Annotated in this window: 27 protein-coding genes; 17 read left to right on the top strand and 10 right to left on the bottom strand. The window is 49.8% G+C overall.

Annotated elements, in window-relative coordinates:
- The first annotated feature begins 7 nt into the window (after window positions 1–7).
- The 3 genes from EHT25_RS21755 to EHT25_RS21745 all read left to right on the top strand — a co-directional run bounded on the left by EHT25_RS21755 (window position 8) and on the right by EHT25_RS21745 (window position 3,723).
- A complete protein-coding gene (locus EHT25_RS21755) occupies window positions 8–601 on the top strand; it encodes a Uma2 family endonuclease (RefSeq protein ID WP_124877283.1) in 594 nt (197 codons plus the stop codon).
- Window positions 602–675: 74 nt separating this feature from the next.
- Window positions 676–2,682 (top strand): 1,4-alpha-glucan branching protein GlgB, encoded by a 2,007-nt coding sequence (glgB, locus tag EHT25_RS21750; protein WP_124877282.1) that lies wholly within the window; start codon window positions 676–678, stop codon window positions 2,680–2,682.
- Window positions 2,683–2,952: 270 nt separating this feature from the next.
- Window positions 2,953–3,723, top strand: coding sequence for a hypothetical protein (locus EHT25_RS21745; RefSeq protein WP_124877281.1), 771 nt, complete (start codon window positions 2,953–2,955; stop codon window positions 3,721–3,723).
- A gap of 64 nt (window positions 3,724–3,787) precedes the next feature.
- On the opposite strand, the gene EHT25_RS21740 is transcribed toward EHT25_RS21745, so the two are convergent.
- The gene (locus EHT25_RS21740; protein WP_124877280.1) at window positions 3,788–4,750 is read right to left on the bottom strand and encodes an alpha-E domain-containing protein; all 963 of its coding nucleotides are present in this window, start codon (window positions 4,748–4,750) and stop codon (window positions 3,788–3,790) included.
- A 141-nt stretch (window positions 4,751–4,891) separates the two neighbouring features.
- Between EHT25_RS21740 and EHT25_RS21735 the strand changes: the two genes are divergently transcribed.
- On the top strand, window positions 4,892–5,665 hold the full coding sequence (locus EHT25_RS21735; protein ID WP_124877279.1) for an NIPSNAP family protein: 774 nt from the start codon (window positions 4,892–4,894) through the stop codon (window positions 5,663–5,665).
- A gap of 87 nt (window positions 5,666–5,752) precedes the next feature.
- Here EHT25_RS21735 and EHT25_RS21730 read toward each other — a convergent pair whose 3' ends face one another.
- The 7 genes from EHT25_RS21730 to EHT25_RS21700 all read right to left on the bottom strand — a co-directional run bounded on the left by EHT25_RS21730 (window position 5,753) and on the right by EHT25_RS21700 (window position 11,955).
- On the bottom strand, window positions 5,753–7,171 hold the full coding sequence (locus tag EHT25_RS21730; protein WP_124877278.1) for a hypothetical protein: 1,419 nt from the start codon (window positions 7,169–7,171) through the stop codon (window positions 5,753–5,755).
- A 46-nt stretch (window positions 7,172–7,217) separates the two neighbouring features.
- Window positions 7,218–8,195, bottom strand: a complete 978-nt coding sequence (locus EHT25_RS21725) for a hypothetical protein (protein WP_124877277.1) — start codon at window positions 8,193–8,195, stop codon at window positions 7,218–7,220.
- Between the two features lie 102 nt (window positions 8,196–8,297).
- The gene (eat, locus tag EHT25_RS21720) at window positions 8,298–9,653 is read right to left on the bottom strand and encodes an ethanolamine permease (RefSeq protein ID WP_124877276.1); all 1,356 of its coding nucleotides are present in this window, start codon (window positions 9,651–9,653) and stop codon (window positions 8,298–8,300) included.
- 93 nt (window positions 9,654–9,746) lie between these two features.
- Window positions 9,747–10,409 carry a hypothetical protein gene (locus EHT25_RS21715; RefSeq protein WP_124877275.1) on the bottom strand — a complete coding sequence of 221 codons (663 nt, stop codon included), beginning with the start codon at window positions 10,407–10,409 and terminating at the stop codon, window positions 9,747–9,749.
- 5 nt (window positions 10,410–10,414) lie between these two features.
- Window positions 10,415–10,819: a hypothetical protein gene (locus EHT25_RS21710; protein ID WP_229311724.1), complete on the bottom strand. Its 405-nt coding sequence runs from the start codon at window positions 10,817–10,819 to the stop codon at window positions 10,415–10,417.
- Between the two features lie 73 nt (window positions 10,820–10,892).
- Window positions 10,893–11,279, bottom strand: coding sequence for a DUF423 domain-containing protein (locus EHT25_RS21705; protein WP_124877274.1), 387 nt, complete (start codon window positions 11,277–11,279; stop codon window positions 10,893–10,895).
- A 13-nt stretch (window positions 11,280–11,292) separates the two neighbouring features.
- A complete protein-coding gene (locus EHT25_RS21700) occupies window positions 11,293–11,955 on the bottom strand; it encodes a YggS family pyridoxal phosphate-dependent enzyme (RefSeq protein ID WP_124877273.1) in 663 nt (220 codons plus the stop codon).
- A 167-nt stretch (window positions 11,956–12,122) separates the two neighbouring features.
- Between EHT25_RS21700 and EHT25_RS21695 the strand changes: the two genes are divergently transcribed.
- From EHT25_RS21695 to EHT25_RS21655, 9 genes are all read left to right on the top strand, one after another.
- The gene (locus EHT25_RS21695; protein WP_124877272.1) at window positions 12,123–13,067 is read left to right on the top strand and encodes a DUF8428 domain-containing protein; all 945 of its coding nucleotides are present in this window, start codon (window positions 12,123–12,125) and stop codon (window positions 13,065–13,067) included.
- Between the two features lie 136 nt (window positions 13,068–13,203).
- The gene (rpsF, locus tag EHT25_RS21690) at window positions 13,204–13,584 is read left to right on the top strand and encodes a 30S ribosomal protein S6 (protein ID WP_124877271.1); all 381 of its coding nucleotides are present in this window, start codon (window positions 13,204–13,206) and stop codon (window positions 13,582–13,584) included.
- Window positions 13,585–13,586: 2 nt separating this feature from the next.
- Window positions 13,587–13,838 carry a 30S ribosomal protein S18 gene (gene rpsR / locus EHT25_RS21685; RefSeq protein ID WP_111629733.1) on the top strand — a complete coding sequence of 84 codons (252 nt, stop codon included), beginning with the start codon at window positions 13,587–13,589 and terminating at the stop codon, window positions 13,836–13,838.
- Between the two features lie 110 nt (window positions 13,839–13,948).
- Window positions 13,949–14,392: a 50S ribosomal protein L9 gene (rplI, locus tag EHT25_RS21680; RefSeq protein ID WP_124877270.1), complete on the top strand. Its 444-nt coding sequence runs from the start codon at window positions 13,949–13,951 to the stop codon at window positions 14,390–14,392.
- 82 nt (window positions 14,393–14,474) lie between these two features.
- Window positions 14,475–15,488: a GSCFA domain-containing protein gene (locus tag EHT25_RS21675; protein ID WP_124877269.1), complete on the top strand. Its 1,014-nt coding sequence runs from the start codon at window positions 14,475–14,477 to the stop codon at window positions 15,486–15,488.
- Window positions 15,489–15,517: 29 nt separating this feature from the next.
- Window positions 15,518–16,627, top strand: coding sequence for an Mrp/NBP35 family ATP-binding protein (locus tag EHT25_RS21670; protein WP_124877268.1), 1,110 nt, complete (start codon window positions 15,518–15,520; stop codon window positions 16,625–16,627).
- Window positions 16,628–16,703: 76 nt separating this feature from the next.
- Complete coding sequence (locus EHT25_RS21665; protein ID WP_124877267.1) at window positions 16,704–16,970, top strand: NifU family protein; 267 nt, start codon at window positions 16,704–16,706, stop codon at window positions 16,968–16,970.
- Between the two features lie 216 nt (window positions 16,971–17,186).
- Window positions 17,187–18,872, top strand: coding sequence for a D-alanine--D-alanine ligase family protein (locus EHT25_RS21660; RefSeq protein WP_124877266.1), 1,686 nt, complete (start codon window positions 17,187–17,189; stop codon window positions 18,870–18,872).
- Window positions 18,873–18,885: 13 nt separating this feature from the next.
- On the top strand, window positions 18,886–19,680 hold the full coding sequence (locus EHT25_RS21655) for an SDR family NAD(P)-dependent oxidoreductase (protein ID WP_124877265.1): 795 nt from the start codon (window positions 18,886–18,888) through the stop codon (window positions 19,678–19,680).
- Between the two features lie 78 nt (window positions 19,681–19,758).
- Here the strand turns inward: EHT25_RS21655 and pepT are convergent, their stop codons facing one another.
- Both pepT and EHT25_RS21645 read right to left on the bottom strand, forming a co-directional pair.
- On the bottom strand, window positions 19,759–21,003 hold the full coding sequence (gene pepT / locus EHT25_RS21650) for a peptidase T (protein ID WP_124877264.1): 1,245 nt from the start codon (window positions 21,001–21,003) through the stop codon (window positions 19,759–19,761).
- Window positions 21,004–21,033: 30 nt separating this feature from the next.
- Window positions 21,034–22,629: a peptide chain release factor 3 gene (locus tag EHT25_RS21645; RefSeq protein ID WP_185731445.1), complete on the bottom strand. Its 1,596-nt coding sequence runs from the start codon at window positions 22,627–22,629 to the stop codon at window positions 21,034–21,036.
- Window positions 22,630–22,803: 174 nt separating this feature from the next.
- Here EHT25_RS21645 and EHT25_RS21640 point away from each other — a divergent pair, with 174 nt between their 5' ends.
- From EHT25_RS21640 to EHT25_RS21625, 4 genes are all read left to right on the top strand, one after another.
- Window positions 22,804–23,307, top strand: coding sequence for a SixA phosphatase family protein (locus tag EHT25_RS21640; protein WP_124877263.1), 504 nt, complete (start codon window positions 22,804–22,806; stop codon window positions 23,305–23,307).
- Complete coding sequence (locus EHT25_RS21635) at window positions 23,304–23,522, top strand: hypothetical protein (RefSeq protein ID WP_124877262.1); 219 nt, start codon at window positions 23,304–23,306, stop codon at window positions 23,520–23,522. Before EHT25_RS21640 ends, EHT25_RS21635 begins: the two co-directional genes overlap by 4 nt.
- Before the next feature lie 35 nt (window positions 23,523–23,557).
- On the top strand, window positions 23,558–24,154 hold the full coding sequence (locus EHT25_RS21630; RefSeq protein ID WP_124877261.1) for a class I SAM-dependent methyltransferase: 597 nt from the start codon (window positions 23,558–23,560) through the stop codon (window positions 24,152–24,154).
- Between the two features lie 109 nt (window positions 24,155–24,263).
- The gene (locus tag EHT25_RS21625; protein WP_124877260.1) at window positions 24,264–24,803 is read left to right on the top strand and encodes a DUF8685 domain-containing protein; all 540 of its coding nucleotides are present in this window, start codon (window positions 24,264–24,266) and stop codon (window positions 24,801–24,803) included.
- Window positions 24,804–24,831: the final 28 nt, after the last annotated feature.

Here is a 24,831-nt window from a genome sequence, read left to right as displayed (position 1 = left end):
TTCAGTTATGAAAATAACCAGTTTGGATCAGTTGGATTTAATGCAGCAATATACCTACGCCGACTATCTGACCTGGCAGGTTCAGGATCGGCTGGAGTTGATTCGGGGGTATATCTGGAAAATGTCACCCGCACCGAGTCGCCGGCATCAGCAGTTGGTGGGTAACCTGTTTCTGCCGTTCGGCAATTACCTAAAGGGAAAACCGTATCAGGTCTTTATCGCACCGTTTGATGTTCGGCTACCACGAACGAATAAAATCACTAATGAAACGATCATAACCGTTGTGCAACCGGATTTGTGCGTCATCTGCGATCCGATAAAATTAGACGATGCGGGTTGTATTGGAGCGCCCGATCTGGTGATTGAGGTATTGTCGAAAGGCAACACCAAAAAAGAAATGAAGGAAAAATTTAATGCTTACGAAGAAGCGGGAGTTCGTGAATACTGGGTGGTTTTGCCCGAATACAATAATGTGCTCGTGTATGTACTCAACGAAAACGGGCGGTTTATCGGCCAACATCCTTACGATGAAAGCGATACGATTTCGCCGGCTGTTTTTCCTGATTTGCAAATTGATCTGCGCGAAGTTTTTGAAGAATAAAACCGTAACGGGTTAATTTGATTCTTCGATAAAAATTTGTCTATATTTCACGAGCTAAACGATATGGCTTTCCTATGGCGAAACGTACGACTAAATCGAGTTCCCTAAACCCCGACCCAAACCCGGAAACCGAACAGCTTGCCCCATTACCGGCGCAAGCGGAATCCACAGATCCTTCGGGGCCTTACAGTCGGCTCACTGAATTTGATATTTACCTCTTCCGCGCCGGAAAGCACACCCGGTTATACGAAAAGCTGGGTTCCCACGTCGTGGAAGTCAACGGCGTTGTCGGAACGTATTTTGCCGTTTGGGCACCGTCGGCCCGGTATGTGGCTGTCATTGGTAATTTCAACGGCTGGAATAAAGGTAGCCATCCGCTCAATGTCCGTTGGGATAGTTCGGGCATTTGGGAAGGATTTGTGCCGCACATCGGCCGGGGCGAGGTATACAAATACGCCATTACCCACACGAGTGGCCGCGAACTTGAAAAAGGGGATCCGTTTGCCCTCTGGTGGGAAACGCCCCCCAAAACCGCTTCCGTTGTCTGGGATGACTGGTATGAGTGGAAAGACGACTACTGGATGCGCAACCGGGGGAAATTCAATGCCCTCAATAAACCCATCTCGGTTTACGAAATACACCTGAACTCGTGGCGCCGTGATCCTTCGGAACCCGCCCGGCAACTGTCATACAACGAAGTGGCCGACGCGCTCGTGCCGTATGTAAAAGAACTGGGTTTCACGCACGTGGAGTTTATGCCCGTCATGGAGCATCCATACGATCCGTCCTGGGGGTATCAGATCACCGGTTATTTTGCCCCGACCAGTCGGTTTGGCACTCCGCAGGACTTCATGCGGATGATCGAACGGCTGCATCAGGAGAACATTGGGGTTTACCTCGACTGGGTGCCTTCCCACTTTCCGAATGATGCCCACGGCTTGTACGAATTTGATGGTTCGAACCTCTACGAGCATCCGGATCCGCGCAAGGGGTACCACCCGGACTGGAAAAGCTATATTTTCAATTACGGTCGCAACGAAGTTCGGGCGTTTCTGCTCAGCAACGCGCTGTTCTGGCTGGATCGGTTCCATGCCGATGGATTGCGGGTCGATGCCGTCGCGTCCATGTTGTACCTGGATTACTCCCGGAATCACGGTGAATGGGAACCGAATGTATTTGGTGGCCGGGAGAACCTGGAGGCCATTTCGCTTTTTAAAGAACTGAACGAAGCCGTTTACAAGGATTTTCCGGAGGTTCAGATGATTGCGGAGGAATCGACCGCTTTTCCGGGGGTCACCCGACCGGCGTATACGGGCGGTTTGGGTTTTGGCATGAAGTGGATGATGGGCTGGATGAACGACACGCTGCGGTATTTCCAGCGCGATTCGTATTACCGTCGCTGGCACCAGGACGAGCTGACATTCAGCACGGTTTATGCGTTTTCGGAAAACTTCATGCTGCCGTTTTCGCACGATGAAGTCGTGTACGGAAAAAAAGCGCTGATCAGCAAAATGCCGGGCGACGAGTGGCAGCGGTTTGCGAACCTGCGGCTGTTGTTTACGTATATGTTTACTCATCCCGGTACCAAACTGCTGTTTATGGGTTGCGAATTCGGCCAGACGTCGGAGTGGAAATTTGATGGTAGTCTCGACTGGCACCTGCTCGATTACGCGCCCCATCAGGGCATGAAAGAGTGCATGAAAGCCCTGAACCGCCTGTATCGGAATGAGCCCGCGTTATACGAACAGAGCTTTGTGGCCGAAGGCTTCGAGTGGATCGATACGATGGATCGCGAAAACAGCATCATCGTGTATGCCCGAAAAGGCACCCGCACGAAGGAACAGATTGTCATTGCCCTGAATATGACTCCCATTCCCCGCACTGACTACCGCATTGGCGTTCCGGTTCCTGGCACCTGGGTCGAACTGTTCAACAGTGATAACAGCGCCTTTTTTGGCAGCGGTTTAGTAAATCCAAATCCACTTGTTTCGGAACCACAGGAGTGGCACGGACGTTCGGCTTCGATTGAGCTAACGATTCCGCCCCTGGGCGCGGTGGTGTTGAAATACCAGAATAATTAAATCCGGATAAGGCTCCAGCCGGGGCCTTATTCTTTTGCTTTTATGCAACCGTACGCTCTTAAAGCTCTGAGTGGTGATGATTGCCTGGAACAGGCGGTTTTTAATTTCCTCCCTCTTTCTATCGCCATTCCTACGGTGGCTATTAATGCGTAACGCGGCCCGAAATCGTTATTCTACGGTGTTGAACAAAATTTGATGCGGATACTGACAAACAAAATAGCTGGCTTTCCGTTAATCCATTAACTTTGCATTACAAAGTAAGTTTACAATATGAGAAAAATAGTAACACTTGTATTTACCCTCATCACTGCTGTCGCCTATTCACAAAGTCCTACTTCCAAACGTTTAAACAGTGGAGTGGATTTGGGAGCCGCTTTTAAAAACGATTATCTCGTTCCATCCATTACCTACTACGAAATGTTGAATGTGGATCGCAGTCAGCTTTTTTCCATCGGCTGGACGATCAAACTGAACACATTCTATGGCGACAACCTGAATTATACGACGGCTCCTGCCCATCTTACGCGGGGAAAATCCGGTTTTGCAGCCCTTTCGGCACCAATCAAACCCGCCAACATCGATACTATGCGTTTTGACTATGTAACAGCCACGGCGGTCAATCTGGGGTTGCGGGCGCAGATTCGACTGGGGCCCGTTGAAGTAGGTGCCAGTGCGGATGTATTGGGTTTCGGTTTCGGAAAAGGCCGTCAGGGACGTTATCGATCGTCGACGGGACGATATGAAGTCAGAAATACGACCGGCACGGCGGATTCAGTGATTACCTTCCGATCGAACCCCTTGCAATCGGCTCAGCCTCAGCGTGTCAACGTCCGATTGCTGGGGGATAATGACCTGGGTTCTTTATCAACCGAAGTGTATGTTCGGCTGCGATTGATGCGCCGACTTGGCATCAAAGCGGGTTATCAATGGATTACGACGGCCATGCGCGCTAACAACGTCAACATTGAGGACGATAACCAGCGTTTTCGCAATCGGGCTTCCATGGCTTATGTCGCCGTAACGCTGCCCTTCTTTAAATAACGGCGTTGGGATAAAGCAGGAAGATGTTTCCTGCTTTATCCCAATTTGATGGGTCAGGCTTCGGCTAAACTTCCACCGGTTTCAGGCTGAAATAGGTTTCATAAACCGCTTTGGCGGCTTCGTTATTGCGGGTCTGGAAACGGTCGAGGTATTGATGCAGACCGGTTTTGAAAAGCTCGGATGTTTCCGTAAACTCAATTTCTGACCGGAGTTTGCTCAGGCTTTTTTCGGCCTCATTCTTAAAACCGTTGGTGATTGCGTTTCCCGAAATTTCATACAGTGACAGTTCCGCCTGCCGGATGCAATGGGCGACCGAGCGCGGGAACAGTTTGTCAAGAATCAGGAATTCCACAATTGTTGACGAACTGATCATCTTATATTGCTGTCGGTACATATTATACGCACTAACCGACTTCAAAACTGCCGTCCAGATCATCAGATCGAGTGTCGAGCCAACCGCGTCGAGGTCGGGGAGAAGTGTAAAGTACTTGACATCCAGAAATCGGGAGGTTTTGTCCGCTCGCTCCAGAAACCGCCCAACCCGCCCGAAATGCCAGGCTTCGTTGCGCGTAATGGTGCAGTCGATGACGCCGTAAAAATGCTGACAGCCGTTCCGGACGTCATTTAAAAATTCCTGCAACCGGTTTAAGTTCGATTCTCCCTTCGTGGTGGTATCCCGTACGCGCAGATAAAGCTCATTCAGATTTTCCCACATCTCTTTCGAAATGCTTTCCCGAATCGTGCGGGCGTTTTCGCGGGCATTGTTGAGGCAACTGACAATGGAATTGGGATTCCGCTTGTCGAACGTCATAAAATCAATAACGTTTTCGCGCGTCGGTTCCTGATAAAAATTGTAAAACAGGTAATTATCGGCAGTGGCAATCAGGAGCGGTTCCCATTGCTCATCAACATTGGGCGGCAGATCCAACGCCAGGTTAAAATTAACACTCATAAAACGGGAATAATTATCGGCCCGTTCAATGTAGCGGTTCATCCAGTAGATAGAGTTTGCAACGCGACTCAGCATGAAATCAAAATTTTATAGGGATATATGATTTGTAAAGATAGTTTTTTATCTGAAAGATGCGTCTTTTTCAAAATAATGTTTAAATAATATATCCTGACCAATCTCTACTTATTTTTGTGTCTTAACTAAATCCGAGTTTCAATGAGAAATTTCCTATTAACCTGTAGCCTTCTTGTGACAACACTCCATTTTGCCGTAGCCGATTCGGGTTCGAAAACCGCCAGTCCGACTGATCCATCCCGTCTGTACGAGGTTCGGATTTATTACCCGACACCCGGTAATTACGAAGCTATTATCGACCGGTTTCGGAAGTATACCTGCAAGATTTTCGAGAAACACGGCATGACCAACGTCGGGTACTGGACACCGATCGACGGTTCGACGGAGCGATTGATTTACATCCTTTCGTACCCCAGCAAAGAAGCGCGTGATGCGTCCTGGAAAGCGTTCGGCAGTGATCCGGAGTGGAAAGAAGTGGTGGCGAAAACCGAAGCCAACGGGAAAATCGTCGCGAAGGTGGATCAGATTTTCATGACGGAGGCCGAAATTTCGCCCGGGCTCAAACTGACCAAAGCGCCGGGCCGGGTGTTCGAACTCCGGACCTATTCACCCGCCCCCGGCAAATTGAACGATCTGCTAGCCCGGTTTAAAAACCATACCCTGAAATTATTCAAGAAACACGGCATGACCAACATTGCCTACTGGCTGACCACGCAGCCCGACGAAACCGGTCAGTCGAAACTGGTGTATATTCTGGCGCACCCCAGCGAAGCCGAAGGCAAGAAGCATTTTGACGAATTCCGCGCCGACCCCAAATGGGTAAAAGCGAAGGCAGATTCCGAGAAAAACGGTTCCTTGACCACTAAAGTGGAATCCGTTTACATGAAACCTACGGATTATTCGCCGATTCAGTGATTTTCTTTGAGTGATTGAGTGAAGGAGCGATTGCGGGAAACGCTGACCGGATTCTTCACTCAATCACTCATTCACTCAAAGAATTAACTACTCATTCGTATCGTCCAGGCCTTCCGCGAATCGTTTCCGGACGGCCTGGTGGGGGCGTAGGCCATTGATCGGACGGGGGTTGGCGTAGTTGGTTTTGTCGGATGCCAGCCGTTCCTGATCGGACGAGGAGCGGGCTTTGGTGGCCAGATTGGAAACGGAGAAAAAACCGTTTCGAAACTGATTGTATTCTTCTTCGCTCATTGCCTGACGAGCAGCCTGTCCCTTTTCGTATCCATCGTTGAACGACGCAATTCGGCTGTCGGTACGGGCCAGTTTCCGGTCGTCGATCAATCGATCAATGTCGTTGGTGAGTTGCTGTTTGCGTTGCCGCAGTTCATCGAGCGACGGCAATACTTCCAGCTCGTGATCCATAATATTCTTCTGAGTCAGGTGTTTAGCCACTTCCTGCTGCGCCACCTGATACTTTTTCTCCAACCGGTTTCGCCGACGGCGAAGTCGCCACAGCCGCGGGTCGACCTGCAACCAGCGGAACCAGAATTTTTGCAAAACCGGTAAGCCAATACCCAGACAAACCGCACCCGCCAGCGCAAACAGAACGCCACTCAACACGAACGACATCAGCGCCCACGGACTGTTGACCAACTGGAGATTCAACTCGTCAGATTGCTGCAATTGCTGTTCGATTTTTTGCAAAACACGCTGATCCGTCACCGGATTCGGATTGGTGGGGTCCAGCGGAGTGGCATTCAACTGAATATTCTTGATGCTTTTGTTGATGGCTTCCTTTAGCTTATCCGTCCGGTAGGCATCATACCGGAACCAGCCCAGAATCACCAGCGTAATAATCGATAAAACGGCCAGTCCCATTTTGAACCAACCATACCGCCGGGCGGCTTCGGGCGTAGCATTCGTGTTATACGGTTCTTCAATCAGCCGGTCGTAAGCCGGTTTCAGCAGGATGGAAACCATCGCCAGACCAACCGCAAACATCCAGGCTTCGACGTTATTGCGAATATTGAGGGCGTAGGCAACAATTTCGTGCGAAATAATGAGGTCACCAGCTACGAAGGAGATACCGGCGGCCACAAAGATCAAACCGGCCAGCAGCGAATATTCCGAAGCGGTGTTTTCCCGACGTTCTTTCAGTTTCGTGCGTTCTTCCTCAACGGTTTTGATGTCAGCTTCGAGTAGCTCCGCATTTTTGCCGGCCAGCGTCGTCTGCATGACGTGATCCTGAAGCCGGTCGTAGGCTTCCCGGCGCAGGGCTGTCGTGTCCGCCAGCTGCTGGTCGATTTGCCGGATTTCGTCGCGTTTGCCATCAACGCGTTCCTTCATCCATTCGTCGCTTACCTGACTTGACAGATAACCTTCGTAATTCTGACGGTCGGTGCCTTCGACTCCGCTGGTGTAGCCGTGCTGAAAATCCTGACTGTCTTTTGGCTGCTGCTCATTCATATCTTTTCCATTTAAGAGGGATTGGCGTAAGAATACCGATCACTCGTTAATCTGCCATGATGGCCCGTCGCTGGCGTTCCGAAAGCTGGTCGCGGAGGCTGCGGGCAAGCTTGAATTCCGTTTCAAAGAGATGAATCAACAACGCGCGACGGGTGTTGATTCGGGCCAATTCACCTTCGACCCGATGCAGGGCGGGCAACAGTTGCCATTTCTGCACGCGTATCGCGTCGATGCTGATTGTTAATTGATTAACTTCATTTCCCCACATTTGTGTTTTCGTTTCACGCTCTTTTTTTAGTTTTTTTCGCTGATTCCAATACCGAAAATCGTCCTGCAAAGCTGTCACTAAACCGGAAATGGAATGTCCGATCACCACAAATAGAACGAAAATGAAGAGCGATAAAGCGATTGATTTGAACGGAGACTGGTTTTGAATGGTCTGCACGAAAACAAAAAATGACGTAGCAATGGGCAAAGCGGTTTCGCTACGCAAGCATTGGAACAGAAAACTGGAATGGGTTTCAGTAACCTTCCCGGATCTGTAAAAATGACCAAAAAAACCGGCCAACATAATTCCGGAAGTGATGAGACGACTTTCCCGGAAATGTGGTTGAAGCATTTCGTCCAGCAAGTAGTAGGTACCAATCAGCAAACTGAAACACGCGATTAAACCCACCGTGTTTTTCAGGAACTGAGGTTCGCCGTCGGGCGTAGCGGCTTCCAGATCGGCGGTTTTTCGTTGTAGTTCCGCCGTGCGACTGGATTTCTGTTCAATGAGCAAATTCAGTTCGCCGATTTTTTCGGCCTGATTTTCAAGTTCACGCTGAAAATAAACGGTATGCTGCTGAAAATAGAGGCTGATCAGGGCGGTTTTTTCTTCCAGACGGGCATCCGACAAACCGAGAACGGCCGCTTCGTCACGGAGCAAACCCTCATCTTCCAGCCAATCCGGGAGCGGTTCTGGAAAATAGGTAGGGAAATCGGGTATAGAAGTTTTGTTGTTTAGCTGCTCTGCGAACGCCATATCGGATCGGTAACGACCTGCATCAGGTGTTGAATAAAAACCGGTCGAACCGGCATTATATTGTGCAACAAACGGTTTTTCTGAATGGTTCGGCGGTTTTGGTTAACGAACCGGGGACGTATCAGCCAAACGGGGATTCACGAGTCGGAACAGAAGCAGCGAAATCACCAGTAACCCGGCAAAAATCAGACTCAGCCACAGGTTGTAGTAAACGATGGCAACGAGACAGACGCCGGACAAAATCAGTGCGATGGCGGGGACGTACGGATAGAAAGGAGCGATAAACGGCCGTTCGAGGTTCGGTTCTTTCCGGCGTAACTGAAACAGACACACCATGCTGCTGATGTACATCACGACAGCACCGAGCGCCGACAGAATGATGATATCGCCGGTTGTGCCGGATAATAACGCAATTACCCCGATCATGCCGCCACCAATGAGTGCCCAATGCGGAGTTTGAAACCGGCGGTTGACGGTGGACAGAAAACCGGGCAGATAACCGCTGCGGGCGAGCGCAAAAATTTGCCGCGAATACCCGATGGTGTTGCAGTGAAACGATGCGATCAGGCCGAATAAGCCCAGGCTGGCAAACACTTTTGACCACGGACTGTTGCGGCCCAGTACCATTGCCAGTGTTTCAGGAAGGGGATAATCGATTTTGCTCAATAACCGCCAGTCACCGGCACCGGCCGTGAGTAACATAGTACCAAGCGCCAGAAAAACCAGTGTTCCGATGCTCAATAAATACCCGCGCGGAATGGTCTTCTTCGGATTTTTGACCTCCTCAGCCACCATCGCAACACCTTCGATGGCCAGGTAAAACCAGACGGCGAACGGTAAGGCGGCAAACACCCCACCAACTCCGAACGATTCGTTATGGGCAACCAGATTTTTGGTTTCGTACGCCGGTGCTACCAACGCCATAAAAACCAGCAATTCGACCACCGCCAAAACCGTAACGATCATCGAAAAATTGGCAGATTCCTTGATTCCCAATATGTTGATGGTGATGAAAACAACGTAGGTGGCAATGGCAACGCCCAAAACCGGCAGCGAAGGATTGAGAAAATTGGCGTAGGCCCCGAGCGCAGCTGCAATGGCGGGCGGAGACATCAGAAAATCGACGAGCGTAGCAAAACCGGCAATGAACGCTGCTGTTGATCCGAAAGCGCGTTTGGCGTAGGTAAAGGGACCGCCTGCATCCGGAATGGACGTGGTCAGTTCGGTGTAACTGAAAATAAAAGCCAGGTACATGATCGTCACTAGCAGGGTTGCCACTAGAAAACCGATGGTTCCGGCAACGGCCCAGCCGTAGTTCCAGCCGAAATATTCGCCCGAAATCACCATGCCCACGGCGATGGACCACAACTGCGCCGTTGTAATCACTTTCCGTAATCCGGGTTGACTTCCCGCTTCGTCCGACTGAACGGGCGCAGAACCTGTAGAAGATTCGACCATATTGAAGTAGAAAAAGAAACGGGAAAAGTACAAAACCGTGCCCCGCTGCGTTGGAATTCAGGATAGTTACCTAAATAAAAGCCATTTTTTGAATTAATCCAAAAATACTTTTTTCAGAACCTCCCACAATTTCCGTTTCAATTTCGAGTCGGCTTCGATGGCCGAAAGCGGATCGGCGAGCAGAAACGTAATGCCAAAAATCCGGATGGGATCGTAGCGATCCATCTGCAGGTTGAGGTGAATCGTTTTGAAAGGAACGCCAAACGAGATGAAATGATGGAGAACCTTGTTTTCCAAAACCGCATGGAAATCGACAAGACCCGAACCCGCCAGATTCAGAATGTCAATGTCGTTGAGGTTCAGCTGAATGGCTTTCAGGATGTTTTCGAGGAAGATCAGCTCGCCGGGCGTGAGTTCTTCATCGATCAGAATCAGCACTTTGGGCTTTTCAATCGCTGGCCTGGATTCAGGCACCTGGTTGGCCGGAATTGGAGTCAGCGTTGAAGCGGGTTCGATTGGAGCTACGGCGGGCGGTGTTGGGTCAGCCAGAACAACGGGCTGAATAATTTCCGGTTCTGCTGGTTCGACCGAAACGATGGGAGTGGATTCGGATTCAATAAACGCTTGTTCAACAACGGGTTCCGGCTCGATCGGCGGCTGTTCCCGTACCGGCTGTTTTTTCAAAACCGGTTCCGGGTCAACGGCCTGATAGAGCGTATCCTGTCCGAAAAGATAGTGATAAGCGTTTTTTTTCATCGGCTTTATAATTTGTACCACTGAATGGCCGGTAGCGGTTTTCGCCGACCATCAAACGTTTTTTGCTCAGGCCCGTAGTGTTTTACGAGGTAATCGAGAATAACCGGCTCGGTTTCGCCCAGATCCCAGAGCTTTTGCGTGCGTTGCATCCAGCGGATTTTCTCCTTCCAGCCATCCCGCGTAAACCGGTTTTGCAGGATCAGTTTGCTCGAATGACAGGCCGTGCACTGAGCAACCACGAGTGTCAGGTGTTCGTCAGCGACCAAACCGGTATTGGGATCATGTTTTACCGAATCGGCCCCCATCACGGCGTTTGCCATTGTGCGGGAAATTGCCGGGCGTAAAGCAGACAATACCAGCCCGCCTGCCAATAAAACCGCCAGACTTATACTACTATTTACAAGTTTCATACGCATGATTTGGTGAAACGTGGTCAGGAATAGCAATGATGCCTTAGCAAACATGTATTTTACTGACAAATTTTCAGCTTTTTAATCCTCCGATCAACAACAGTATCCAGCCGGCCAGCATGCATAACCCGCCAATGGGTGCAACGGCCCCGAATCTGGTGATTCCGGTAAAGCAGATGGCGTACAGCGATCCGCTAAAAATAACGACGCCAAGCAAAAAGCCGTAGCCAGCCCACGAATAATATTTGGCCGAAGCCGCCGACGTGGCGGGTAACTGCAGCAAAATTCCGATGGCAATGAGCGCCAGCGCGTGGTAAAACTGGTATTTGACGGCGGTTTCGAACGTGTCGGTTCGCTTCGAGAGTTCGAGCATGGCCCGGAAGGCATGGGCGCCGAACGCGCCGAGTGAAACGCCCAGAAAGCCCAGAATGGCGCCGGATTGTAAAAAGAATGGATGCATGATTGCCGTTTGATCAGTTTCGAGTCCCAAATATCGCACTTCCAACCCGGACCATCGTACTGCCTTCTTCAATTGCGATCAAATAATCCCCGCTCATGCCCATCGAAAGTTCCCGGAACTGGACGTTGGACCGTTGAAAATCGCTTAGCCGGTCAAAAAGCTGCTTGAGACTGCGAAACTCCTGACGAATCTGGGTTTCATCGTCCGTGTTACTTGCCATGCCCATCAGACCTACAATCCGGATATGTGTCAGTTTCGCTAGTTCCGGAGACTGGAGGAAAGCTTCAACTTCCGGTTCATCGAAACCAAACTTCGTCTCTTCCCGGGCAATATGAATCTGGAGCAGGCAGTCGATGATGCGATCATGTTTAGCCGCTTGTTTATTGATCTCCTGAAGCACTTTCAGACTATCGACGGAGTGAATCAGGCTCACAAACGAAGCCATGTACTTGACCTTATTGGTTTGCAAATGACCGATCAGGTGCCATTGGATGTCGGCTGGGAGCAGGGGTTGTTTATCAACCATTTCCTGTACTTTATTTTCACCAAAAAAACGGCAGCCGGCGTCGTAGGCTTCCCGGAGGAGTTCGACGGGTTTGGTTTTGGTAACGGCAATCAGCCGGGTTTTTTCGGGAAGTTGGCTTTCGATCTGACGGATGTTCGTGGCAATTGTCATTGTCTGATTACTCAATTTTTGCGCAAAGATAGCGGATGCAACCGGATTCCTTCCGAAGCTGATTTGCTTGGTACGGATGGAAAATAATGCGGTGTTTTATTGAAAAAAGGGCGGGAAACCCTTACTTTACGCCAAATAACATGAATCAAATTAAGTAATACTTATCCATGGAGTCGTATAACCAGGACCGACGTAATAACCGTAAAAATTACTTATTAGTGGCATTAGGGATTCTGGCCGCCCTGAATTTGCTGCTGCTCTATTTCTATTATCAGGAGCGGCAAACCAATAAAACCCAGCAAACGACGCTGACTGACAAAACCCAGGAAATGCTGGTGACCAAGACCCGTCTTGATTCCATTTCAACGCAGCTGGATGCCAAAATTTCCGAAATCCAGTCGCTGGGCGGCCGCGTCGATTCCCTGCTGAAGGTAAAAGAACAATTGGAAGCTGACAAACGAAATTTGCGGAATGTGGCGGCTTTTGACATCAAAAAATACGATGCAAAAATCAAGGAATACCTCTCCATTCTAGATGAAAAAGACAAGGAAATTGGTCGGTTAAAGGAAGAAAACAGCATTCTTACTTCACAAAATCAGACACTGACAGAAGAAAATACGAGCCTGAAAAATGAGCGACAGGCACTGAATGACACGGTTAGTAACATTGCAGAAAAAAACCGGGAACTGGCCGAAAAAGTTACGCTGGCGTCGGCGCTGAAAGCTGAAAATCTGGTGGTTAACGCCATCAATCGACGCGGGAAAGAAAGTGACGGGGGCGAATACCGGGCCCGGCGCATCGAGAAAATTAAGATTGCGTTTCGGTTAGGCACGAATCCATTGGCGCAGTTGAACGAAAAAGAGATTTTTCTCCGGATTCTGGATCCCAGCGGTTCAGTGATTTCGGACATGGCTACGGGTTCCGGGCAGTTCATTTTTAATGGCCAGGAAATGGTCTATACCGCAAAGCAAACCGTTACATACGACAATTCGGGGCAGCAGGTCGCGTTTGTGTATGGCCGGGGCAATATTCCGCTTAAAGAAGGCACCCACCTGATCGAGCTGTATTCGGAAGGATTTAAAATCGGGCAGGGCGAATTTACCGTGAAGTAGGGGAGGAGAGCAAGAAAGGAGGAAAGGAGGATGGGAATAAGGTTTAAAAAAAACCGATCGGCCCTTTCTCATTTCCTCCTTTTTATTTACCTTTGCGTCCTCATTTTGAAATCATTATCCATTTAACACAATTGTCATGCAGTTCACAAAGAACTATGAGACGGTGTTCATTTTAACTCCCGTTTTATCTGAAGCTCAGATAAAGGACACTGTCGACAAGTTCCGCAAAGTATTGACCGATAACGGCGCGGAAATTGTAAACGAAGAGAGTATGGGCCTGCGCAAACTCGCGTACCCGATTCAGCACAAAAACACAGGTTACTATTTCCTGGTCGAGTTTACGTCGGAAACGAAAGTTCCTGAAGCACTGGATGTGGAGTTCCGTCGTGATGAGCGGGTTATTCGCCACCTGACGACCGTGCTCGATAAGCACGCCATTGCGTACAACGAGCGTCGTCGGAAAGGACAACTGGGAAAAAGCAAACAACAAACTGAAAAAGCTGGAGAGGAGAAATAATCATGAGCCTGCAGAACGAACCCGTTAGCAAAAACGAAAACCGCAAGAAATACTGCCGTTTCAAAAAATCCGGTATCAAGTACATTGATTACAAGGATCCTAACTTTCTGTTGAAACTGTTGAACGAGCAGGGCAAAATTCTGCCACGCCGGATCACCGGTACGAGTCTGAAATTCCAACGCAAAGTGGGTCAGGCCGTTAAACGCGCCCGTCACCTCGCTTTGTTACCATACGTAGGCGATTCTCTGAAATAAGTTTACGGTTTACGGATTACAGTTTATGGTTTACGATTGTTCTGCTTGTTTGGAAACCGTATACCGTATACCGAAAACCGTATGCCATGAACTGAAAACTCATTCATATCATGCAAATCATACTGAAAACCGACATCGCCGGACTGGGTTTTAAGAACGACACCGTTGACGTAAAACCCGGCTATGGCCGTAATTACCTGATTCCGCAAGGCTTTGCTGTCATGGCAACGGAATCAAATAAAAAAGTGGTTGCCGAAAACATTCGTCAGGCTGCTCACAAAGCCGAAAAAACCAAGAACGACGCGCTGGCCCTGGCCGAAGCCATCAGTCAGCAGCCGTTGACGATCCTGGCCAAAGCGGGTGAGAGTGGAAAAATCTTTGGTCGCGTTACCAATACGCAGGTTGCAGATGCCCTGAAAGAAAAAGGATTCGACATCGATCGGAAGAAAATCACCATCGACGAAGCCAAAGTTCTGGGGACGTACAACGCCATTGTCAACCTGCACAAAGACGTGAAGCAAACCATCAAGTTTGATGTCGTTGCGGCTGAATAATTTATTGATTCACAGTGCGTTAGCTTATGAAATAATTTAAGGCGGTTCGGACTTTTTCGAACCGCTTTTTTGTTATCAATACATGGACTTTCGTACTGAACTATCGCCGGAAAAACTACCGGCTTTGATCCGGCCCGACGCCCGGATCGTGACCATTGGCTCGTGCTTTGCCGAGGTGTTGGGGCGCCAATTGATCGATAATAAAGTCAAGGTATTGAGCAATCCATTCGGGACGCTGTTCAATCCGGTATCCATCGCCAAACTCCTGCTGGCGGCTGTCGAGGGCTCCGAACCGGACCCGGCTCTGTACGTTGAGCGCGACGGTTTGTGGTTTCATTACGATTTTCATTCCTCACTCTGGGGCCGCAGCCGCGACGAACTGCACCAGCGACTGACGGATAGCTTGACCCAAACCGGTTCGGCCATGCGAAAAGCCGATTGGCTGATTCTGACACTGGGAACGGCGATGGTGTACCGCCACCTCGAAACCGGTAAAGTCGTGGCGAACTGCCAGAAAATGCCCGGTTTTCTGTTTGAAAAATACCTGTATACGTACGAACACACGCAGGCGGTTTTGACTGAGCTTGTGAAAAAACTGAAACGTGTCAATCCGAAGGTGCAGATGCTGCTGACGGTTAGTCCGGTGCGTCATACCAAAGATTCATTGTCACTGAATCAGGTCAGTAAGGCCGTTTTAAGGGCCATTAGCCATGATTTGACGATCTGGCACGATCAGGTGCATTATTTCCCGGCCTACGAGATTATGGTGGATGATCTGCGCGATTACCGGTTTTACGAAGCCGATCTGATTCATCCCAATGCCGTTGCCGAAACCTATATTTTTGAAAAGTTTGCCGAATGCGCATTTGATGCCGAACTTCGCACTTTCATAACCGAATGGCAGCAAATCCGGAAGGCGTTGTCGCATCGACCTTTTCACGAAGGATCGGAATCGCACCGGCGGTTTTTGGAAAATTTGCTGAAACAACTGGAAGCAGTTTCCGCAAAAGCCGATGTTGCACCGGAAAAAATGGACGTTGAACGCCGGTTGCGGGCTTTCAAAACGATTGACCCCGGCGCGAACCAGGCCGCCTGATTCGCTGTTTACCCATCAGACCCGTACTTATGTCAACGTATAAACTCACGAAAGAATCTGTATTAAATGCCCTCGGGCACGTCGAAGAACCGGACTTGAAGCGCGATTTGGTTACGCTCAACATGGTAAAAGACATTGAATTAGGAATTGATCAGGTGCGGTTTACGGTGGTTCTCACCACCCCGGCCTGTCCGTTAAAAGAACTGATTCGCAAACGTTGTGTCGACGCCATTCACACCCATATTGGCCCGGATATCGAAGTGATTGTGAACCTGACGGCTGATGTCAGTTCGACACGATTCAATACACCGGTTTTGCCGGGCGTGAAAAACATCATTGCCATCTCGTCGGGGAAAGGCGGAGTCGGTAAATCGACCGTAACCGCCAATCTAGCCGTGGCGCTGTATAAATCCGGGGCCAAAGTCGGGATCATCGATGCGGATATTTTCGGACCGTCGATCCCGGTTATGTTTGGTGCGGAAGAGTTGCAACCGGCGGTTGGACAGGTGAATGGCAAAAACATGCTGCAACCGATCCAGCAATTCGGTATTAAGTTGATGTCGATCGGTTTTCTGACGCCGAGAGACAATGCGGTGGTTTGGCGCGGTCCGATGGCGAGCCAGGCTCTTCGGCAGTTTTTTGGTGACACCAACTGGGGCGAACTGGATTACCTGCTGATTGATCTGCCGCCCGGTACGAGCGATATTCACCTGACGCTGGTGCAAACCGTTCCGGTTACGGGTGCGGTGATTGTAACCACTCCGCAAAAGGTTGCGCTGGCCGATGCCACAAAAGGTCTCGCGATGTTCCGGCAGCCTCAAATTAACGTACCGGTTTTGGGCGTAATCGAGAATATGGCGTATTTTACACCCGCCGAATTGCCGGATTCGAAATATTATATTTTCGGGAAAGGCGGAGGCCAGTTGCTGGCCGACAAATTTGATGTTCCGGTATTGGGGCAGATTCCGCTCGTGCAGAGTATTCGGGAAGCGGGCGACGAAGGAAAACCGGTGGTGACCGAAAACGATCCGGTGACCTCGGGCGCATTTCGCTCGGCGGCTGAAGCGCTGGCCCAGCAAATTTCGGTTCGGAACGCAACCCTCGACAAAACCCGACCTGTTGAAATTGTACGGCAATAAGCCAACTCGATTGGATTTAAGAGAGAAAAAACGTATTTTTACCATTAGTCATTTGACCACCTTGTCTAACGTTAGAATGGAAACTGTACTGGATAACGAAATATTGGTAGATCGTATCGAAAAGGCATTGAACAGCATCCGACCTTATCTGGAAGCAGATGGTGGGAATGTTAAAGTGCTGGAAGTGACCAGCGATAAAGTGGTACGGCTGGAACTGGTCGGTGCCTGCGGTTCCTGCCCCATGTCAACCATGACGTTCAAAGCTGGTCTGGAAGAAGCTATTTTGAAAGCCGTACCGGAAATTTCGCGGGTTGAAGCGATCAACCTGACCCCGGCATTTTAATTATAAGCAGAACCGTTCGAGTCCGGAGTTGCAAAGACTTTTGGCCGCTTTCCATCGGATAAGCGGCCTTTTTTGTTATTTTGCGGCTATGTGCCCACGGACCGGGCCGCGCAGGCGTTAGTCCGTGTTTATCCTGGATAGGGTCGAAGCATTGACCGCTACTTTTGTCAATTGTATCTTAATTCGCTCACGGACTAAAGTCCGTGGGTACGTCCAATGAAAATAGGAATCTTCTTCGGTGGCCCGTCGCGTGAACGGGAAGTCTCTTTTGCGGGCGGTCGTACGGCCCTGACCCATATCGACAAAGCGCTTTTTCAGCCCGTGATGGTGTTTGTGGATGGCCTGGGCAATTTCATTCTGATTCGGGAAGAGTTTCTGCACAAAAGCGCTATTCGGGCTTTTTATCCCCAGCAAACCGATGTCCGGTTCAGCGTTTACATTGAATCGTTAGCGGAATTGTCTGCTGAAGAACGGGAAGCGCAGATCAATGCGATTGGCCAGCGCATTCAGCCACAAGAGTTTAGTCAGCATTTCGACCTCGTTTTTCTGGCCATGCACGGCCCCGACTGCGAAGACGGCGCGATCCAGGGCCTGCTTGAATGGTACAAAATACCGTATACCGGACCTGGATTATTGGGTTCAGCGGTGGGCATCAATAAAATTCTGCAAAATGAACTGATCGCTCTCGTCAACGGCCAGGAGAAAAAGATGTCTGTCATTGGTCGTAACGCCTGGGATCGGGCGGATAAAGCTGTTTTTTTCGAATCACTGCAAAACCGGCTGAGTTTACCCATTGTCGTAAAAGCTCCGCATCAGGGTTCGTCCATTGGTGTGGTGATTGTGCGTGAAAACGATCTGAACCATTTTATTCGGGCCGTCGATCAGTGTTTTTTTCGGCAGAAAATTGACCTGGCTGCCTGGAAAAAACGCTCGGAAGAGGAAAAGCTTACGTTTGTGCAGGATGTTACCGAACTGGATTCCGGTATCGCTTATCCGGTGGTGATCGAAGAAACCGGAGAGACTGTTTACCACCCGGGCGAACTGCTTGAAAAAGCAAACTCCTGGGCGGCCGCGGGCAATGAATCGCTTGTGATTGCGTCGAACAATGCCGAAGACGACGTGTTGTTTGAAGAATTCATCAGCGGGCAGGAGTTTTCGTGCGGGGTAATTCAGGACGATGACGGCACCGCCGTTGCCTTGCCGCCAACCGAAATTTACAACGTCACGAGTTTCGATTTTAAATCCAAATACCAGTCCAATACCACCAAAAAGCGGATTCCGGTAGAAACCAGTCTGGAACATAACCGCGAAATTCAGCTGAGTGTGTCCGAGGTGTTCACCAGTTTGGGAATGAACGTCTGCGCCCGAATCGACGGTTTTTTAACTCCGGATCAGGATGACAAACCAGGTCGGGTGCTGCTTCACGACCCGAACACGATTCCCGGTATGTCTCCCACTTCCCTCATTTTCAAGCAAATGGCTGAAATTGGGTTGAATGTTACGCAGGCTATTACGTATTTTATCCGTCAATCGCTGCGCGAACGCATCCGCTCCGGAAAAGACATTATTCGTCTTCGTCAGCAACTGGCGGATCTGGACATCCGGATGGCCGACCGGAAAAACGTGCACGTACCAACTGAGGAATTCGTGGTGGACACCACCGCCGAAGCCGTGGATTCAACCTGGCTGGAAGCCAAAGCCTGGTATGGTTCGCAAGCCGCGCTGGGGCAGACAAAACCGGTTGTGGTGCTAAAAACCGCCCAGAAGCGGCACGAATTGCCCGTTAATTTGTTGTTTAAGGACACGGTTTCTGACGTACTTGAAGCGCTCAGCAAACCGGTGCATCCGTTAATACTGGAAACGCGGGAGCGGGCCCGGACGATCACGGAACGGTATTCTTAAAAACAACTGACGTATGGATTTGCAATTGAGCGGAAAAACCGCCCTGGTAACCGGTTCGACGGCCGGTATTGGTTTAGCTGTGGCCAAAACACTGGCACAGGAAGGAGCCACAGTTATTCTAAACGGCCGGAATCCGGAAAAAGTCGCAGCATTGGTTGAGAAATTATCCAGTGAAATGCCCGGTGCCAAATTCCGGGGCATTGCCGCCGATTTTAGTAAGGTCGATGATGTGAATAATCTGCTGGCGGAAGTGCCTGAAGTCGACATTCTGGTCAATAACGTCGGCATTTTCGAACCGAAAAATTTTGCGGACATTCCGGATGAGGACTGGATGCGGTTTTTCGAGGTGAATGTCTTGAGTGGCGTCCGGCTTTCCCGGCATTATTTCCCCCAAATGCTGGCGAAAAACTGGGGTCGGATTATCTTTGTTTCCAGCGAATCCGCCCTTCAGATTCCGACCGAAATGATCCATTACGGCACCACCAAAACCGCCCAGCTGGCCATTTCACGCGGATTAGCGGAATTGACCAAAGGTACCAATGTGACCGTCAACTCAATTCTGCCGGGTCCGACTTTTTCCGAAGGTGTCGGCGATTTTATCGGCAACATGGCAACGATGAATCAGGTTTCGGTGGAAGAAACGGAGAAAGACTTTTTCAAAAATGCCCGCCCGACGTCCATCATTCAGCGGTTTGCCACGACGCAGGAAATTGCCAACATGGTGGCGTATCTGGTAAGTCCGCTGGCATCAGCAACGAACGGTGCCGCTATCCGGGTCGATGGCGGGGTGACGAAGACGATTGCATAAGGCAATAATCAGAAATAAAAAACCGGTTGAAGGTTCAATTCCCTCAACCGGTTTTTCTATTTTAAGGACAATCTTCAGCTACGCCCGTTCCTCCCAAACCTGACACAGATTCACGATCACTTCAACGGCTTTTTCCATGTCCTGCACCGAAACCCATTCCAGCCGGGAGTGGAACGCGTGTTCGCCCGCAAAGAGGTTGGGGCAGGGGAGACCCATGAACGACAGCCGCGAACCATCCGTGCCGCCCCGGATGCTCCGGCGCTCGGGGGACAGTTCACTCCGGCGAATGGCTTCCAACGCGTTTTCGACTACCTGCGGATGTTGATCCAGCACTTCCTTCATGTTGCGGTATTGCTCCCGAACCTCGAACGTAGCGCTGGAATTCGGATAGGAAGCCAAAACCGTATTCAGCAATTGCTGGAGATACTCTTCTTTTTTGTGTAAACCGGCTATGCTAAAATCGCGGATGATAAACTCCACAACCGCCTGATCCTGATTGCCTTCCAGATGCCCTGGGTGAATAAAACCGTCATGCCCCTCGGTGGTTTCGGGCGAAAGCCTGTCTTTGGGTAAGGCAGCGAGCAAGTCGGCGGCAATTTTCAACGCATTTTCCAGTTTGCCTTTCGCAAAACCGGGGTGCGTGCTAACGCCCTGGATCACAATCTTGACCGCGTCGGCCGAAAACGTTTCGTCTTCCAGCGTTCCGCGCATCTCCCCGTCGATGGTATACCCAAAATCGGCACCGAGTTTTTCCATGTCGACTTTCTCCGTCCCGCGCCCCACTTCTTCATCCGGTGTAAATAAAATCCGAATGGTGCCGTGCTTGATGACTGAATTCGTCACCATGAATTCCGCTGCGGCCATGATTTCGGCCACACCGGCTTTGTTGTCCGCGCCGAGCAGCGTTGTGCCGCTGGCGGTAATGATGTCGTTGCCAATCTGATCGTTCAAATCGGGGTGGTCAGCCAGACGAATGAGTTGGGTCGGATCGTCGGGCAAAACAATGTCCGTGCCGTCCCAGCCGTGGTGGGTCAGCGGTTTTACGCCTTCGCCAGTCACGTCGGGCGAGGTATCCATGTGGGCGCACAGGCACAAAACCGGGACATTTGATTTGTCGGAGTTGGACGGAATCGTAGCGTAGACATAACCAAATTCATCAAGTTCGGCATCCGCAATCCCGATTTCGTGCAGTTCTTCCACCAATACCCTTCCCAGATCTTTCTGTTTTTCAGTCGAGGGATTGGTCGTTGAACGCGGGTCGGATTGCGTGTCGATCTGGACGTAACGTAAAAACCGCTGGGTGACGGAGGTATTTTCCAACATGGCTACTGTCAATAAAGGCGCTGAAATGAATTAAGCCTCAACTGCCGTTTTAAATTCGGAAGTAAAGTGAAACTTGATTTCGGGATTGTTTTGCATGTTCATCCGCAGAATCCAGTCCGATTCGGCCAGAAAAACCGGGTTGCTGTCTTTGTCGTACGCAATGGCCAGCCCTTTCAGCCGGATAAATTCGTCGAGTTTCTTTTTGTCATCCGACGTCAGCCAGCAGGCTTTGGTGACCGGCAGCGACACCCAGCGACATTTGGCGCCGTATTCGTGTTCGAGCCGGTATTGAATCACATCAAACTGCAGTTCTCCCACCGTACCGACAATTTTCCGGTTTCCGCTGGTCATCGTAAACAACTGGGCCACTCCCTCATCGGTCAATTGCTGAATCCCTTTTTCCAGTTGCTTGGATTTCATCGGGTCCGAATTAATCAATTCTTTAAAGATTTCCGGCGAAAAACTCGGAATCCCGACGTACCGCATTTCTTCACCTTCGGTCAATGTATCCCCAATCTTGAACGAACCGGTATCGTACAAACCGACCACATCGCCGGGAAAGCCTTCATCTACAATGCTTTTGCTATCGGCCATGAAACTGAACGGGCTCGAAAACCGCACGTCCTTATCCAGCCGGGTGTGGTGATAAAATTTCCCACGCTCGAAAACACCCGAGCAAATGCGGAGAAACGCAATCCGGTCGCGGTGACGCGGGTCGAGGTTGGCGTGAATTTTAAAGATAAAACCACTAAATTTTGGTTCGTCCGGAAAGACAATGCGTTTGTCAGTGGCGCGGGCAATCGGTTCGGGCGAAATGTTGCAGAACGTGTCCAGTAACTCCTTCACCCCGAAATTGTTAACGGCGGAACCGAAGAAAACCGGTGCTACTTTGCCCTCCAGATAGGTTTTCCGGTCGAACGGGTCGTAAACGCCCTCGATCAGTTCCGAATCTTCGCGGAGCTGCTCGGCATCCCGTTCGCCCACTTTCTGATCCAAAACCGGTGAATCAATGTCGATTTCCAGAATATCTTCTTCCACTTTCGTTTTGTTAACGCGGAAGAAATTCATCGTTTTATCGTACAGACTATAAACCCCTTTAAAAGCCGATCCCATGTTGACCGGCCAGGTCAGCGGGCGAACGCGGAGGTTCAGTTTTGTTTCCAGTTCGTCCAGTAAATCGAATGGACTCTGGCCTTCGCGGTCGAGTTTATTGATGAAAATAATCACCGGCGTATCGCGCATCCGGCACACTTCCATCAACCGCTCGGTTTGTTCTTCCACGCCCTTTACACAGTCGATGACCAGAATAACGCTATCAACCGCCGTCAGCGTCCGGTAGGTGTCTTCCGCAAAATCTTTATGGCCCGGCGTGTCCAGAATATTGATTTTTAGGTCTTTGTATTCGAACGTCATCACCGACGTAGCCACGGAAATACCCCGTTGTTTTTCAATTTCCATGAAGTCCGACGTGGCCGACTTCTTGATTTTATTCGATTTAACGGCACCGGCGGTTTGGATGGCTCCTCCAAAGAGCAGTAGCTTTTCGGTCAATGTCGTTTTTCCGGCATCCGGGTGACTAATGATGGCAAATGTTCGGCGACGGCTGATTTCTTCGATCGTACTCATTATAAATAATCTGCAACAGCAGACGGATTTGGCGTATCTGGTCGTGTTAAAACACAAAGATACGAAATTTTTAGGGGCGGGTTGAGCAACATTCCGTCGTCTGGCCGAGTTGACAGATTGTCTTTTCAACAGAATGATTAGTTTTGAAAAAAAACGGTCTACTTAACCTAACACATGAAGAAAACGTTATACCTCGTCCGGCACGCCAAAGCAGAGGATCGTGCCAGTTTCCAGCGCGATCACGACCGCGACCTGGTTCCGGAAGGCATTATGGCTGCCGCGCGGGTGGGACATCACCTGGCCGAACTGGGCGTAAAACCGGATTGCCTGATCAGCAGCACGGCCAATCGGGCCAAGGACACCGGGAAAGTAATGGCCGAGCAGTTGCGGGTCGATCCGGAAACGCTGGTGCTGGAACCCAAATTATTCGATGGTGGCCCAAAGGCGTATATTGCGGCCATTAACAACGTGGACCGGAATTGTAAGTCGGTAATGTTATTTGGCCATAATCCCGACATTTCCTATTTCGCCGAGTATCTGACCCACGCCGATGTGGGCTCGATGAGCAAGGGAGCAGTTGCCGTCATTGAGTTCGACGACCTGAACTGGGCGGAGGTTTCGGGCCGGACGGGGCATTTGGTCGACCTCATTTCGCCCAAAAAATTGAAAGAATCATGAATAAAAACCGGCGCATCCTGTTTACGGCCGCCCTCATTTTTACCCTAATTGTTGTTTTGGTAGCCGTCGATATGGGCCGTCGTACGACGGCCCCCTGGAATAAAAAGCGACAGCTTGAACGGGCACTACCCACCGAACCGGACGGAACGGCCATCGACACCTCGGCCCTGGATGTGGCTGACACGCTCTTTATTGAGGATAGTACCAGGCGATAAGATTAGCTAGTGCCGTAAATCCCAATTAAAACCGCATGCAATCGTTCACTTCATTCTTCAAACGAAAGATTCTCCGCAATAACCGCGACCGCTGGAATTACCAATATGACAAAGGGCTGTGGGATGGGCTGAAAGGACTCGACGAATTAGCCCGGTTTAGCGTCATTGTTGGATATATTAAATATCTGAAACCGGGTCAGCCTGAAATTCTGGAGATTGGTTGTGGGGAAGGTCTCCTGCAACAGCGGCTGCAAACCCAGAATTACGGAAGATTTGTAGGGATGGATATTGCAGACAGTGCGATCCAAACTGCTCAGGCTCTGGCCGACGAAAAATGCACTTATCTGGTGGCTGACATGGATCTGTACCAGCCTAGCGGCCAGTTTGATATAATCGTTTTCAATGAGTCAATCTATTACAGCAAACATCCGCTTAAAACGCTTCAGCGGTATGCTACTTATCTTAAAGCCAACGGTTTACTGATCGTCACCATTAACAACCATAAACACAGCGACGAGCTTTGGGATAGCATCAAAGGCGGTTTTGAACTCCTCGATGAAGCGACTACCGTTACTTCAAAATCGACCTGTGTTTGTAACGTCCTTCTTCCAAAGGAGACTGTTGACGATTGACCATTGACGATAGACCATTGCTTTCGGTCGATGGTCTATCGTCAATCGTCAGCACTCCCCATTTTGGCACATCGTTTGATTGATTTTTGTGCAAGCAAATTAACTCTTTATGAATACTATTTTAGGAATTGGATCGCGGGTGCGACATGCCGAATTTGGCCTGGGTGTGATAATTAATGTAAAATCGAATGGTTACGTTGTGACTTTTGTCGAATCTGGCGTCAAAATAATAAAGCTGGACATGCCACTGGAAATTATCGAACTGGTGGAACCGGACAGTGATCTGGTGAGCCTGTTTGATGTGGAGCAATCGTTATCCAGAATCCTGCAAAAATGGGCGGATGTTTCAGAAGTTGTGCCACTGGGCGATAAATGGAAGGGTGGCAAATTAATTTTAAAACCGGGTCGTTTGGATCTGGCGTCCAAAGAAATACCGATTGATGCCTTTTTTCATAAAATAGTCATGATGCGCGACCGGCTGCGGGTGTTGGAACAACGCGTCAATGCCAGTTCGATCGACGATGAAGAGAAGGTAAATATTCAGCAGTACATCACCCGGATTTACGGCAGTATGACATCATTTAATCTATTATTCAAACAACCTGAACATTATTTTTCCGGTGAAAAAACCACCGGAGAACCTTCGTAATCATTAAAAATAAAATGTGATTTGGGTT

The organism is Larkinella rosea, from assembly GCF_003858635.1.
In the GTDB taxonomy this organism is placed as follows: Bacteria; Bacteroidota; Bacteroidia; order Cytophagales; family Spirosomataceae; genus Larkinella; species Larkinella rosea.
This window is presented reverse-complemented; position numbering and strand designations above follow the sequence as displayed.